This is a genomic window from Halomonas sp. 72 (assembly GCF_052379785.1).
GTDB lineage: Bacteria > Pseudomonadota > Gammaproteobacteria > Pseudomonadales > Halomonadaceae > Vreelandella > Vreelandella citrativorans.
Genome location: NZ_JBQSYY010000006.1, coordinates 102821 through 116866, shown reverse-complemented (window position 1 = coordinate 116866; position 14046 = coordinate 102821). Strand labels below are relative to the sequence as shown.

11 protein-coding genes and 1 pseudogene are annotated in these 14046 nt (G+C 52.0%); 4 read left to right on the top strand and 8 right to left on the bottom strand.

From position 1 onward, the window contains the following. Positions 1 to 254: 254 nt before the first annotated feature. A complete protein-coding gene (locus tag ACT3T6_RS08670) occupies positions 255 to 1160 on the bottom strand; it encodes a L,D-transpeptidase family protein (RefSeq protein ID WP_226912021.1) in 906 nt (301 codons plus the stop codon). Between the two features lie 289 nt (positions 1161 to 1449). Here ACT3T6_RS08670 and ACT3T6_RS08665 point away from each other — a divergent pair, with 289 nt between their 5' ends. Next, positions 1450 to 2127, top strand: a complete 678-nt coding sequence (locus ACT3T6_RS08665; protein WP_087108432.1) for a response regulator — start codon at positions 1450 to 1452, stop codon at positions 2125 to 2127. Continuing rightward, positions 2124 to 3431 (top strand): ATP-binding protein, encoded by a 1308-nt coding sequence (locus tag ACT3T6_RS08660; RefSeq protein WP_193053508.1) that lies wholly within the window; start codon positions 2124 to 2126, stop codon positions 3429 to 3431. Before ACT3T6_RS08665 ends, ACT3T6_RS08660 begins: the two co-directional genes overlap by 4 nt. Before the next feature lie 11 nt (positions 3432 to 3442). Here the strand turns inward: ACT3T6_RS08660 and dsbG are convergent, their stop codons facing one another. From dsbG to dsbD, 3 genes are read right to left on the bottom strand one after another with little or no spacing between them, the layout of a single operon-like run. Next, positions 3443 to 4225: a thiol:disulfide interchange protein DsbG gene (dsbG, locus tag ACT3T6_RS08655; protein WP_226911995.1), complete on the bottom strand. Its 783-nt coding sequence runs from the start codon at positions 4223 to 4225 to the stop codon at positions 3443 to 3445. Between the two features lie 26 nt (positions 4226 to 4251). Continuing rightward, positions 4252 to 5076 carry a TlpA disulfide reductase family protein gene (locus tag ACT3T6_RS08650; RefSeq protein WP_193053509.1) on the bottom strand — a complete coding sequence of 275 codons (825 nt, stop codon included), beginning with the start codon at positions 5074 to 5076 and terminating at the stop codon, positions 4252 to 4254. Continuing rightward, complete coding sequence (gene dsbD, locus ACT3T6_RS08645) at positions 5073 to 6980, bottom strand: protein-disulfide reductase DsbD (RefSeq protein WP_226913427.1); 1908 nt, start codon at positions 6978 to 6980, stop codon at positions 5073 to 5075. Before dsbD ends, ACT3T6_RS08650 begins: the two co-directional genes overlap by 4 nt. 217 nt (positions 6981 to 7197) lie before the next feature. On the opposite strand from dsbD, the pseudogene ACT3T6_RS08640 reads away from it, so the two are divergent. Beyond that, positions 7198 to 8081: pseudogene (locus ACT3T6_RS08640) on the top strand (DMT family transporter). Between the two features lie 275 nt (positions 8082 to 8356). Here ACT3T6_RS08640 and ACT3T6_RS08635 read toward each other — a convergent pair. Both ACT3T6_RS08635 and ACT3T6_RS08630 read right to left on the bottom strand, forming a co-directional pair. Continuing rightward, positions 8357 to 8566: a type II toxin-antitoxin system VapB family antitoxin gene (locus tag ACT3T6_RS08635; RefSeq protein WP_193053511.1), complete on the bottom strand. Its 210-nt coding sequence runs from the start codon at positions 8564 to 8566 to the stop codon at positions 8357 to 8359. Positions 8567 to 8644: 78 nt separating this feature from the next. Then, positions 8645 to 10000 carry a site-specific integrase gene (locus ACT3T6_RS08630; protein WP_193053512.1) on the bottom strand — a complete coding sequence of 452 codons (1356 nt, stop codon included), beginning with the start codon at positions 9998 to 10000 and terminating at the stop codon, positions 8645 to 8647. A 562-nt stretch (positions 10001 to 10562) separates the two neighbouring features. On the opposite strand from ACT3T6_RS08630, the gene ACT3T6_RS08625 reads away from it, so the two are divergent. After that, on the top strand, positions 10563 to 11165 hold the full coding sequence (locus ACT3T6_RS08625; RefSeq protein WP_193053513.1) for a hypothetical protein: 603 nt from the start codon (positions 10563 to 10565) through the stop codon (positions 11163 to 11165). A 128-nt stretch (positions 11166 to 11293) separates the two neighbouring features. On the opposite strand, the gene ACT3T6_RS08620 is transcribed toward ACT3T6_RS08625, so the two are convergent. Continuing rightward, complete coding sequence (locus tag ACT3T6_RS08620) at positions 11294 to 12535, bottom strand: ArsB/NhaD family transporter (RefSeq protein ID WP_172116562.1); 1242 nt, start codon at positions 12533 to 12535, stop codon at positions 11294 to 11296. A gap of 65 nt (positions 12536 to 12600) precedes the next feature. Beyond that, positions 12601 to 13953: a H(+)/Cl(-) exchange transporter ClcA gene (clcA, locus tag ACT3T6_RS08615; RefSeq protein ID WP_226911996.1), complete on the bottom strand. Its 1353-nt coding sequence runs from the start codon at positions 13951 to 13953 to the stop codon at positions 12601 to 12603. Between the last annotated feature and the right edge of the window lie 93 nt (positions 13954 to 14046).

Sequence of the window (14046 nt, the reverse complement as noted above, 5' to 3'; positions counted from 1 at the left end):
GGGTTTAACTAACCAACTGCAAAGAGTTTCGCGCTGGTTACCGCCCGACTATAGCGCTGAATATTGCTTACCACTATACTTTATTCCCTTTGTATGCTCCATTTATCCCTTAAGAGCGCCGTAAACGATGACTTGCATGGAGGACTGGGGAATAGGGCGCAATTCACCTGGAGATGGACATGACGGCATCACTCGTGAAAGTACTTGGCCACATTTGAGCCCATCACAACCGCTAGATTTTACTAAAAAGCGGGCTAAATTAACGGCTCTATACGTCCACTACCCCTTTTAAGCGCTTTCTGCATCACTTCATAATCAATGTTTGAGCGCGTTGTTTCCGGCAATTCGTCAGCATTATCAACGATACCCAGCAAGTCGCTCATGCTTGTTTCTTGTTCATTAAGCGACGTAAATGCCTGCAAGTGCGGCAAGTGGTCGATGTCCCAGCCAAGCTTGATCGGCTCATCGATAATATTGACCTGGGTACCGTTGGGTATTTGCTCAAATACGGCTTTAATATCGTCGGGGTGCATACGGATACAACCTCGACTGGCGCGCATACCAATGCCATCTGGTTGATTAGTGCCGTGGATTAAATAGCCAGGAATATCCAATAAAATGGCGTGCTGACCGAGGGGGTTGTCGGGCCCTGGCGGAACAACGTCAGGCGGTGGATCGCCGCGTTCAGCAGCTTCCTGGCGAATGGATTCGGGAGGATACCAAGCGGGGTCCTCAAGGCGCATGGTGGTTTTGGTAATCCCCAATGGTGTATCGAATCCATCGCGGCCGATGCCAATGGGGTAGGTTTCGACGCGAGGTGTTTCTCCATCTTGCACCTCGGGATAGTAGTAAAGCCGCAGCTCCGCGATATTGATAACCACTCCTTTACGCTCTACATCCGGCAGTATGTGCTGCGCTGGAATTTGAACCTGCGTCCCTTTACCGGGAACCCAAAGACTGGTGTCAGGATTGGCCCGTCGAATTTCCTCATATCCGACACCGTGCGCGTGAGCAATATCGAGCAAGGTATCCTCTTCGTTCTCTACTTGAACGGTATAAGCTTCACCCACGATATTGCCGGTTTCAGGCAATAGATAATGTCCTGGCGGCCGTGAGGTCTCGCCAAAAGCCGAAAATGAAGCAAGCCACAATGCCACCATGAATACGCAGCGAAGCAGTCGACCACTGACTGCAGGTTTTACAAAGCAAGAGTTCATAAGAAACGTTACTCACTATACGACCAAAAGCTCATTAGGCATGATGAACATTAACTGTAAATGAAGCGTGGATGTGGATAATGGCGGCTTTTGGCATTACATAATGCTGTTTAGTTGTTGGTTTGGATGGTTTCGATCTATCGGCTGCAAAATGGGGCTGCCTCATATTAACTTCATCCCCTAATGGCATACTGCTGATAGAAACCATTTTCTATGACCTTGAGGAGTAAGTATGCGGGTATTACTGGTCGAGGATGATGCCCCGGTAGCGGCTGGCGTCGAAGCAGGATTGGCACTGAGCGGCTTTGTGGTTGATACCGTCACCACCTTGGATACTGCGAAAGGCGCGCTAGCCACCATTAACTACGATGCTGTTATTCTCGACCGTCGATTGCCCGATGGAGATGGTTTGACGTTATTGAAGCATTGGCGTCATGCGAGCGTGGCGACGCCAGTGCTGATGCTAACGGCTCGAGATGCGGTAGCGAGCCGCGTCGAGGGCCTTCAGGGAGGCGCAGACGACTATTTGGTCAAGCCGTTTGATCTTGACGAGTTAACAGCCCGGCTCCAATCGTTATTACGCCGTACGGCAGGGCAAGTGGATCACGCCATTCGTCACGGCAGCCTGGCATTAGACCCCGTCACACGTAGCGTCACGTTGGATGGAGAACCCGTCGTCCTGTTGCGACGCGAATTAATGCTGCTGGAAGCATTAATTCGAGCTCGCGGGCGAATTCTGAGCGCCGATCAATTGAAGGACTGCCTTTACGGTATTGATGATGAGATCGAAAGCAATGCGCTTAATGTGCACATCTACCAACTGCGTCGCAAGCTGGGACGCAACGTGATCGAAACCGTGCGAGGTTTGGGTTATCGACTTGGCAAATACAACAGTGATGCGACCTCATGAATCTGCGCTTACGTCTGGTTGCTACACTTGGAATTACTCTCGTGCTGCTATGGAGTATCACTGCCATATGGTCAATGCGCGACCTGTCGGCGCAGTTGGAAGAGTCTCTGGATCAGCGTCTGGCTCAATCGGCGCGAATGGTGGCTGGTTTGTTGGATCGCGTGCCAGCAACGTCTTGGAAAGGTACAGAAGATGAAACGCCAACGATTCCTTCGCTGGATGGTATCGCTTGTCGAGTATCATCGCTTCGTGGTCAAGTGGTGGCGGGTACGCATCCGGAAATGAACGACGTGCTTGCCGTTGAGGCTGAGGGGTATCGTTATCGCGAGCACAACGGGCAGCGCTGGCGAGTTTACACGTTAGTTGATAACGACAAGCGTATTACGGTGGCTGATCGTCTGAAAGAGAGAGAAGCACTGCTGCTGCAGGTTCGCCGGGCCGCGCTTTACCCATTTCTACTGGCGCTGGTGGGCAGTCTTGTTGCGCTATGGTGGGGGGTAACACGAGGACTTGCGCCGCTTGCCAAGTTACAACAACGACTTATTCTGCGCGAACACAATGACCTTTCGGCACTACCTCTTCATGGATTGCCTGGTGAAATTCGCCCGCTGATCGATAGTTTCAATACGCTACTGGCACGAACGCGACGTATGCTTGAATTGGAGCAGCGCTTTACCGACGATGCTGCCCACGAACTTCGTACACCGTTAACTGCCGTTCGCACACATCTGCAAATCGCGAGGCGTGTTGACGGTCACCAGCAGTACGAAGCGATGCAGCAAGCTGAAGCTGGGGTAGATCGACTAACGAAAACGCTTGGTCAGCTTTTGCTATTGGCGCGAATGGAAAGTGAGGACATCACACGTGCCCGTCGTCCTGATCCTACTCCTCTTGGGGGGGCACTGGTGGCTGCGATGACAGAAACCGGTAGCCGTGATCATTGTCATTATCCCCAAGGCGTTAACCAAGTACATGTCGCCCTATCTGAGCCGCTTCTCGTGACGGTTCTACGCAACCTGCTCGAAAATGCGATGCGTCACGGCGCACCCGGTGCGCCGATAGAGATTTCCGTACAGGAATCAAAGGGAATGACAGTCATCGATATCACTAGTCAGGGTGAAACCATTGCTGCCGAACACCTCTCCCGACTGACGGAGCGCTTTCATCGGGGAGATCATCCTAAAGGTAGTGGCTTGGGTCTTTCGATCGTCGAGGCGATTGTCACCCGGGCAGGAGGCCGAGTGACGTTCGCATCTGGCAATGGTGTTGGGCTACGAGTGACGCTTCAATTGACTTCGGGTTGAACCCGTTTAGATTAAGGTGAATCACTCCCCATAATGGCTCGAAGCTTATCGGGCGAGGGAGCACCCATCACACTGTGCACGTCACCGTTGTCATCCTGATAAAAGGTCGCTGGCGTTGCGAAGAGTTGGCCATCGCGCATTAGCTGGGTGTTTTCGCTAACCCACTGCTCGCTTTGGTCATCCCCTTGATTTTCGGGCATGGCATCGTTGCGGTAATGCTCAGCCAGCGCTTCGCCAGGATTATCCGCATTGAGTATCGCGGCTGCCTTTTCAGGGCTGTCTGCTTTGAGAATACCTACCATCAAATGACGAACCTGAACGTCGCCACTTTCAACCCAGGGTTGGGCGTCTTCCCACAGTTGGCGGCAGTAAGGACAGTTGGGGTCACTAAAGGTATATACGATACGGGGTGCCTCTTTATCGCCATCGCGCACCCAGTGTTGGCTATCCATTTCTTGCCATAACTCGGCGTTTCTTGGGCCGTTGACGAGCTGCTCTAGCCGCTCAGCTGATACGTCCTGACCCTCGGCATTAATCAGTGTACCAACTAGCGCATGCTCGCCTCCCGAGGTAAGGTATGCCGCAATCGTCTGGCCACGAGCACTACCTGCATATCCAGTCAGCCCGTCCGGCGCATCGAATTCTCCATGAATCGTGAGACCTTGCTGTTCGAGCTCTTGAATAGGGGCGGGCCACTCAGCGGCAGTTGCAGGCAGACTTGTTGCCAGCGCGATGCTAGTCCCAAGCGTTAGTGTGAGGCGTAGTGGTGTCATACAGGCGTTGAAAGCGGCCATGTGTGTTGTCTCCAAAGTGAGGTGAGTTAGAGGTTGAAACGCGCAAGACTGCGATCGAGCGTGGCGCGAGACAGCTCTCCAAAGTGGGTGTCGATAAGCGTGCCATCGGCGTTGTAATAAAGCGTGGTGGGCATGGCCATGGCACCCACGTCATGGCCGAGCGCATTGTTCCGGTCGAGGTAGACATTATCGAGGGTGAGTGACTCTTGCTGTAAAAAGGCACTAACGGTGCTGAGGCTCTCGCCCTGATTGACGAACACGAACGTCACGTCGTCTCGCTCTTGTTGAGCCTGCTCAAATACAGGCATTTCGCGTCGACACGGCGGGCACCAACTGGCCCAAAGATTGACCACCATGGGGCGATCAGCTTCGCTTAGCATAGTGGGAAGAGTCACTTCGTCATGCTTAAGCGTGGTTAACGCCGTCGAAGGAATGCTAGCACCTTGAGATACCATGAGTGTCAGCGCCCCCGCCGTCAGCGACCAGGTCAGAGCCCCTGATATTACGGCTGTCCCGAGAGGACCGCGCTCGCGAGGTTGGCGCCATAGCCGCCAAGCAAGATAAACCAAGGCGACGACAAGGCCCGCTAGCGGCTCGAAGCCGCGATCGCGTATGTCAAACCACGACCAGAACGTATCGTAGCTTTCGCCATATTGAACGATGAAAACAAGTCGCGCCCCGATCACACCCAAGAGCATGGCATTGAAGATGCTATCGCCAACATTGACCTTTCGACGGCGGCCTAGCCAGCCTCCGATGATCAGTGCGATAACTATCGAAAGCATCAGCAAAAGCTGCCCTACGCTCAGAGCTAACGGGCCGATAACGAGGCTGCGATCCAGAGGACTCATGAACCACCTCCAGTGGTACTGCTGCCGGTTTGTTTGGCCTGATCGAAGCGCTTCAGAAATGTGTCAGCATCTAGTTCGCCGATAATGCGCGCACTGCGCCGCTCGTGCCCGTCAGAGCCGAACCACATTAGCGTTGGCGGCCCAACGATGCCGAAGTGCTCCATGATCTCCTTGTCAGATGCGTCGTAGTTAGTTACGTCGATGCTCAACCGTTGCACATTCTCCAGTTCGGCTTGAACAGTGGGGTCAGCGAAAACTTCCTGTTCGATCACCTTACAAGAGATGCACCAGTCGGCCGTAAATTCGACGAGCGTCATCTGGCCGCTAACCCCGGTTTGGTCAATACGGGCATCAAGCGTGGCTAGATCTTCAACCTCATCAAAGGTAAGCGGTTGCTCATTATTTGACATCGAATCTGCTGTGTTTGAGCCTCCATTAGTTGATGTAAAAATCGCTAGCGGACGCCAAGGATCAGAGGCACCGCCGGCAGCGCCGATTAACATTAGCGCGCTCCATATGGCTATGCTTGCTGCACTGGCCGTCAAGACTTGAGGCGTGATGCCACTAAGGCCTTCGTTCCGAGCAAGCGACATGAGGGCTATCGCAAAGCTAAGTGTTAGAGCGCCCCAAAGGCCGAGAACGATGGCATCAGGTATTACGCGAGCCACAAACCAAATCGCCATCCCCAGTAATACAAAGCCGAAAAGCGCTCTGATGCGAATCATCCAGGCACCCGGCTTAGGTAGAAGCTGGCTACCCACGGTGCCGATCAGGATGAGTGGTAGGCCCATTCCGAGTCCAAGCGATAACAGGGCTGCGCCGCCCAACCAGGGGTTGCCACTATCGGCAATGAACAGTAGCGCTCCCGCTAGCGGTGCGGTCATGCAGGGACCCACTAGCAGTGCAGAGAGCACGCCCATGATGGCAACCCCTTTTAAACGCCCGCCGCGTTGACGCGCCATGCCTGCATCAAGCCGCTGGCGAAGCGCTCTCGGTAGCTCTAATTCGAACAAGCCAAACATGGCCAGGGCGAGAACGATAAACAGTAGCGAGAACAGGCCTATAAACCAGACGTTCTGAAATAGCATTTGTAGATTGGCGCCTGCCATGGCAGCGGCCACGCCGAGTAACGCATAGGTGGCCGCCATGGGCAGGACGAAGGCAGTAGACATCACGAAGCCTGCCGCTCGGTGGCTCTCGCCCACCTCTCGTCGCCCCACGATCAGGCTCGAAAGGATCGGTATCATCGGCAATACACAAGGCGTGAACGTCAGTAACAGCCCCATGCCGAAGAATGCCGCCAACGTCCAGAACCAATTACCTCCGGCCAGTTGCGCCGCCAGTTGCTGGTCTTCTGCCAACGTATTTTCTGGGTCGGAAGTAGGGCTTTCTTCAAATGAGGATTCGTTCGTGGCATCCGATGGTTCATCCGTTTTGGCTATGTCCTGGCCAGCAGACGCTAAGTCAAAGGTCTGTTCCTGAGGTGGATAGCAAAGGCCCGCATCGGCGCAGCCCTGCCAGCGAAGAGTAATTGTTTCAGCATTGCCAGGCTGGGTGATCATACTCAACGAATGACGATAAACCTCAGAGCGTCCAAAATACTCGTCCTCAATGGTTTCCCCGTCAGGGATATTCAGCGATAGCTCACGCCCATCGGCTTCAGCAGAAAAACGGTGGCGGTAAAGGTAGTAGTCGGGCTCGATTTGCCAATCAATCTCCAGAGATTCGCCATCATGGCTAAGTGTTGGCTTGAAGACTTGCTCTGGAGGAAGAACGCTCTCCTGCTGGCCAAAAAAAGATTGTGCAGTGGCTACTGTGGTAACGCTTAGCAACCCCAGTAATAGTACCCACTGCACCAGCCTAAAGCACATGGCCTCTTGTATCGGCCTGTTCATAGCTCGCATTTCCAGCACTCCTGATTCGATGCTGGATAGGATGGCTTATGGGGATTAACTGAAAATGAAGGTTTTCCTGCCTAGTGGCTTGGCTGGCGTACAGACGGCCCTACCTGATACTCTGGCAGTGACCGACGCACTGCTTTCAGCGGCCCGGAGCAGGGTCCCATGACGCCCTTCTCCGCCGTCAACGATGTTAGTTCAACACGAGAAGCGAGGTTACAGGATGGGTGCGAGTACAATTTTAGTGGTGCTGGCGGCGCTTTTCTGGGGGTTATCTGGCGGGATCGGCGGAATCCTTATAGCCGACGGTTGGGACGCGTTCGTGGTTTCCTTCTACCGGGTGCGATCGGACTACTGTGCGTCCTCATCTGGCTAATACTGCGTCCACACAGTAGTGGCCTGACAAAACGCCGGTTATGGTTCTGGTCAGTCATCGCCGGTGTCGGCGTAGGGGGTAACTTCTCGTTCTATTTCTTAAGCATTGCGCACGGTAGCGTTGCTGTTGCGGCTACATTGATGTACAGCGCCCCAGTCTTCGTATATCTCGTATCCTTCGCTCTAAGGCTCGAAAGTCCCACGCCGCTGAAGTGGGCCGCGATCGCAGTAGTGATTCTTGGTGTCGTATTGCTTACACTGATTTATGACGTCGGTGCGAGTGGCGTTACGGCGATGGGTGTAGGTGCTGGTCTGCTTGCCGGACTGTCCTACGCAATATTCATTTTCGGCTTCAAGTATGCGGCGCCACACGGTAGCCCGCAGGCTATTCTCTCTATCGCGCTTATGGTACTTGCCAGTATTCTTATCTGGCCGAGTGATGTTGGCCAGACGGTTGCTGTCCTGAGCACGCCGGATTGGCCGCTATTCGCAGTACTCGGTGTACTCGGCGCAGGTTTGTCTTTTGTTCTTTATATCATTGGTTTGAAACATACTGCCCCGGCCGTGGCCTCCGTTGTCGCAATGGTCGAACCGGTCACCGCGACGCTGTTCGGCGTCGTGGTGTTAAGCGGAACCTTGGTAGGGCCGCAAATTCTGGGTATGGGACTGATATTAGTCACAGTGACCGCGCTGAGCGTCTTTTCAAGCTCTGGACGGCCACCCTCCAGATAGAATCACTAGCTGGTTATCGTTCTGATCTAGGATCCAACGCTGTGATTACAGCTATCTGTAGGTATTGACGACTTGCGAAGGGTGAACAGAGAAAGGTAACGAGTTTTTTCTTGGCTTATTTGATATTTGCCTAGCTAAATATTACAGAAGGCGCGGAGTAGCCAAACCGCTCAAACTACCCATTATATCAAAACTTACTAAATTTCCGCTCTTGGCCGATAGCTGATTTTGAAGAGCAGCTGCCCTTAATGGCGCCAGGTAGTCTCATGATTATTTCACTTCCTTGGAGGTTCGACACGACGCCTTGATATATCTGGGATTACTGTAGCTTTGCCGCCTAATTTTGCTAGGCGATTAGCACTTTGGATATGCACATAGGCTTTCAAAGCTTCATGAAAAATATCTGATGTATTATCCAGCCTAGGCTCAGCTGCTTTTAAAGCTTGTTCGTATAGTTCATCGTCAATGTCGATACTTATTTTCATGATCAACTCCTTGGGTCGAAAATCAAAATGACCATGCTTGGAAGGGTAGGTGTAGTGGTAGTGGTTTAAAGGAAGCCACTAAGCAATCTTATTTGCTACGTTATGTCGGTTTGCTATAAGTAGATTATCCTGCATGTTCATTTGCTGTGCGAAAAGTTCAACAATGTCTCGTGCATGATCTGGCCGTAAATGGGCGTAATACTTGATAGTTGTCTGGATATCGCTGTGTGCCATTAACTTCGAAACGGTCAGCAAGTCAGCGCCAGCCATAACTAGTTGGGACGCGAAGTTGTGGCGAAGTGTATATAGAACTAGGTCATTTGACAGGTCGGCAAGTGATCGTATTCTTGCCCACGGCTTTTGCATGGCTGTTCTATCCATTCGCTGCCCATTGCGCTGAGAAGCAAACACCAAGCCTGTCTTCGGTTCGCCCAGTTGCTGGTGCCAGATGGTTAGTATATTAAGGGCCGCTGAGGATAAAGGGAAAGTCATTGGCTCAGGGTGATGATGCGCCGTTTTTTCTATCACCTTGCGGATCGTGCCAAAGGTGAGATTGACGTGCTCCCAGCGAAGGCCAGTTATGTCGCCGGGCCTAAAGCCGGTATAATACATTGTCAAAATCCATGGCTTAACGTGATCAACATAAACTAAGCCATCCAAGTCGGGTAGGTATGATTTCCCATGGGCGCGACTTCGGCGACGCTGCTCGCATTTCTGCTCTTGGTACGCGTCCAGGCCAGCAAATAGCGCCTCGGCTTCATCATTTTCTAGATAACGACGTTGAGACGCTTGATCGGCCATATCGTCGTCATTCATCGCTGGTTTCTGTAGCTTGACGCCTGCGAGTGGGTTAGCAGGTATTACTTGGCGCTCTGTGGCGTGCATCAGCATAGCGTGCATGGCGTCAAAAGAACGCTTTAGGCTGCTAAAGGCCAGTGGCTTGTCTTTATTTTCTTGGTGAGCTTGCCAGCGTTCAACTTCCACACGAGTAAGGCTACTCATCGGCTTATCTAGCCAGTCAGAAAAATCCTTTTGGATTCGGCGCAAAGTTCCTTTGCCGTCCTTCTTGCGATTCTGGTAAGCAGAGTAGGGACCATCTAGGTATGCTCGCAGCGTTTGTTCTTGCTGGCGCTGTTCCTCAGCTTTTGCTTCCTCTAGCACCGCACGCGGGTCGCCACCTTGAGCTACGGTAGCTAGCGCTTCAGTAGCATTTTTGCGCGCCTGGGTCGCTGTTAATGTGCCATAACGGCCAATCGTAAGAATGCGTTGTTTACCTGTCTTTGTGCGATAAAACAAGCGGAAGGTTAAACCACGTTTGCCCGGCCTCACATGATAACCAGCCAATTCAGTATCGAAGACGTTATCGCTCGGCGGCTCCTTGGTTAGCTGCTCAAGCGCTGTGCCGGTTAGCTTCATTTTTCCCGTGGTTGTCATGATTGGTCTCTTACTTTCTAGGTAGCAAATAGGTAGCAAAAATAGAATATAACGGGGTACAGTGGGAAACAACGGCAAAACTATGATTCATGATTAATTTATTACTTTTCAATATGTTGATGTTGTTTATTGTTCCTTTTTGTTTCTGCTTAAATATGGATTAAATGGAATGGGATTGCAAAGGTCGCAGGTTCGAATCCTGTCACTCCGACCAAGAATACTGATAAAACGCCGCTTACGGGTCATGCCGAGCGGCGTTTTTTGTGCTTGGAAATATTCTGGCAAAATATCGTCAGTTTTCCACCCCGCTTGCGTCATAAGAGAAAAAGGAATCTCACTAGGCGAAGGGCTTGATTCAGATAACTTTATTACACTGTATTAAAACAAAGAGCTTCTCCTGGGATAATTGAACTGATACCGTCGGGAAGTGATGTTGCAGCCTCAATAGGCTTGTGGAATATATGCATGAAAACATCCATTGGTCTGACTCTGAAAGAAATACAAAAAAAGCAGGTTTTGATAACCTGCGTATGTTGATCCAGTTGCAGCATCGCGAGGTGACATGAACGAGTTGCCGCACGTTCCTTCCAGCGGAGAAATCTTTACGCATATCCGCATCATCGTAGGAATGGTGCTGGGGCTCAGCGTTAGTCGCCTGATTATCGGCCTCACGCGTTTCGTTCAACATCCGGGGCGGGAGAAAATTTATCTCCTACATATAGGCTGGGTGCTATTCCTTCTACTGTTCATTATTCATTTCTGGTGGTTTGAATTCGCGCTCGCCCATCGCCCGAACTGGTCCTTCGCAATCTATTTCTTCCTGATATTCTACGCTAGCCTGTTTGCAGCCTTGTCGGCGGTTCTGTTTCCGGATCGCATGGACGAATATCAGGGGTTTGGTGATTACTTCCAAAAGCGCAGCCGGAGCTTTTATGTTTTGCTGCTAGTGCTCTTGGTCGTCGATGTTATCGACACCCTGATCAAGGGCGGTGACTATTATGCAGCCCACTATGGCTGGTATTACCCGGTTCGCCAGGCGGTGCTGATTGCCGGAACCATATTGGCGCTGGTCTGGCGATCGGAACGCTATCAGGCGGGGTTCGTTGTATTTGCGCTCCTGTTTCAGGTGATCTGGATCGTCAGCCTGTTCGAAGTGATCGATTGACCATCGTCCGGGGCGTCAATATTCGGGAAATAGCGTGTGGTGATACCCATGCCTCGTATAAATTGCTTGGCAACGTGGGTGTTGCATCGGAGATTATGAAGACCGCTATAAAATACGAGCAGCCATGATCACGCGGTCAGTAGTGTTATCCAGGCGAGTGCTAGCACTATGCAAGCGGCGGCAACTGGAACGCCTGCACGGCAAAATTCACGCATGCTAATGGTGATGCCGCGACTTGCCGCCTGCTCCACCACAATAATGCCCGCAAGGCTTCCAAAAATGATGAGGTTACTGGAAAAGCCTGTACTCAATGCCAGCGCTGCACCAAGCGCATCCACATCCCCTGAATGCTGTAAATATGGCGCCAACAGCATTACCGCAGGATTATTCCCAATAACATTACTTAAGACTGAGCCGACAATAAAAAGTGTTGTTGGGTCGGAAAAATCGATGCCTGCCGCCTGCATTTCGGTGATGATCTTTTGCGGTAGTCCTGTCTGTGCGAGGGCTGCATTCACAACAAACAATCCCATCAATAAAAGCAGCAGATTCCCATCAACCGTGCCGAGCACCTCCTTGGAAGATAAGCGGCGGTTCACCAGAATAATACCCGCTGCTGACAGAGCAATAAGTTCGCGAGGTAAGTCTGAAAATACAAAAGCAGAAATTACACCAATAGTCACAATCGCGGCTTTAAGGGTTTCTAGTCGGTCCATTGATGCTATCGGCGCTGGTGGCTCACGTGGCACACTCGGATTATGCGGCGCAAGCTTCCAGTTGCCTCGATAGAGCAGGGCTACAACGCCCCAAACGAGTGGTAAGGAAAGCAGCGCAGGTACCAGTGCAACTTTCATAAATCCGGTAAACGATAAGCCCAGCGCTTGGGCTGCAATCATATTTTGTGGGCTGCCAATAATAGTGGCTACCGAACCGGTATTGGTCGCAAAGCAAAAGGCCAACAAAAATGGCGTTGGGTTAAGTCCACGAGAGAGGGTTATCGACACTAACAACGGTGTCATGGCAACCACGACGACATCATTCGTTAGCACCGCCGACAGGCCTGCCCCCGTTATTACTAGCAGCGCAAGCAAGCGCGGAGGAGAGACATCCATCGAGGCCACTTTACTGGCGAGCCATGCGTAAAACCCAGAAACGGAAAAAGCACCTGACACGATCATTAGCCCGAATAATAAGCCGACCGTTTCATAATCGATTGCATTCCAGGCAGCCTCATCGGTAATCCTCTGAAAGCCAATCATGGCGACAGCACCAACGACGGCCGCGCCCGTTCGGTCAACACGAAAACCAGGAAGATGGCCGAGTGCTAATGCCAGATAGACCAGCAGAAATATGATGACAGTTATATCCACTTTATCCTCGTACCAACGATTTTGGTGCCTACGTATAAAAGACAGTAGTGCTAATGCCTAAAAGCTTATGCCAGACCCGTTTTGTCGGGCCCTTTGGCTGCCGGGTTAATCTCGGCTTGCGCCAATGTTTTTTCGAGTAGCTGGTCATAAATGGGGCGCCCGCCGATCCATTGAGCCACCATATTGGCAGTGACACATGTGGCTATCAGAGGCATAACCATTGTATAGGAAGCTGTCAGCTCAAGGGTCAGGGCTACGCCGACCACGGGAGCGCGCACTGAGGCCGAGAACAGACCGCCCATCGCCGCTATACCGAATGCCAGTGGGACGATGCCGGCTGATGGCGCTAAGGCATCAAGGGTGCCACCAAAAGCCAAGCCAACGCACATTGATAAAGCCAGCATAGGCGCGAAGATACCGCCTGGTGTGCCGGCTGAATAACTGGTAACCATCGCGCAATAGCGCATTATCGCCAATAGCAGAAGAAACATTAATCCTTGGCTGTGCTCAGCAATAAACGTCAGAGCATATTCGCCACCTGTCACGGATAACGGCATGAGAATAAGCAGCGACCCAACTGCAAAGCCGACAAGCGCGGGAAAGAGGTAGGGGATGCGTGCATTGATGCTCGATGCGAGTACCGCCATGTGCATAAGGCCTGCATTCAATGCAACACCGAGAACGCCGAGAAGGCAGCCTAGCGCCACAAACGCTGGCAGCAGCCAATTTTCAGGGGCTGCAACCAACATGGAAAAATCGGGCGCTGTACCCCCGATGACTTGCGTCATCACGGTTGCCAGCAGCGCGGCAACGATAATGCCCATATACGTCCGGAACGTATAAGGAAACTGACGGTGTGTCTCTTCAATGATGAAAAGAATAGCAGCAAGGGGAGCATTGAAGGCGCAAGCCAAGCCAGCCGCTGCACCAGCGCCAAGCATGCCGCGCCGCTCAGTTTCGCTTACCTTAAAAAAATCGGTGATCGCCGCGGAAAACGAAGCACCGATATGAATGGTGGGGCCTTCACGTCCAAGGACCATGCCAGAAGCAATGGCCGCCACACCCGTGAAGAACTTGATAGGAAGCACTCGGCGCCAGTGGACGGTTCTTAAGCCCAGCATGGCACCTTCAATTTCTTGCACGCCACTACCACGCGCCTCAGGGGCATAGCGGTTCACGAAATAGGCGGAAAGAACCGTAATGCACATCGTGATTAGTGCAGCCGAGATAATGAGCACAGTACCGCTAATATGCTCAGCCAACAGATGTGGCCAAACCTGGAGGCGGTCGATCAAAAGGTGGAAAAACGAGCCGACCGTGCCTGTTAATATTCCCGTTATTCCGGCAAGTGTGACATAGCGTATCTGGGCATTACGATTTCCCGGTCTGTCTAGATTTTCGACAGGATCGTCCATCATTGAGTATCTCAGTTTGGATAGTTCAGGGAGACATGCTCTGTCTCCCCGTTGGGTGCCCAGCACCTTGCTTATGCCTGAAGTAGTGAGCTTAAA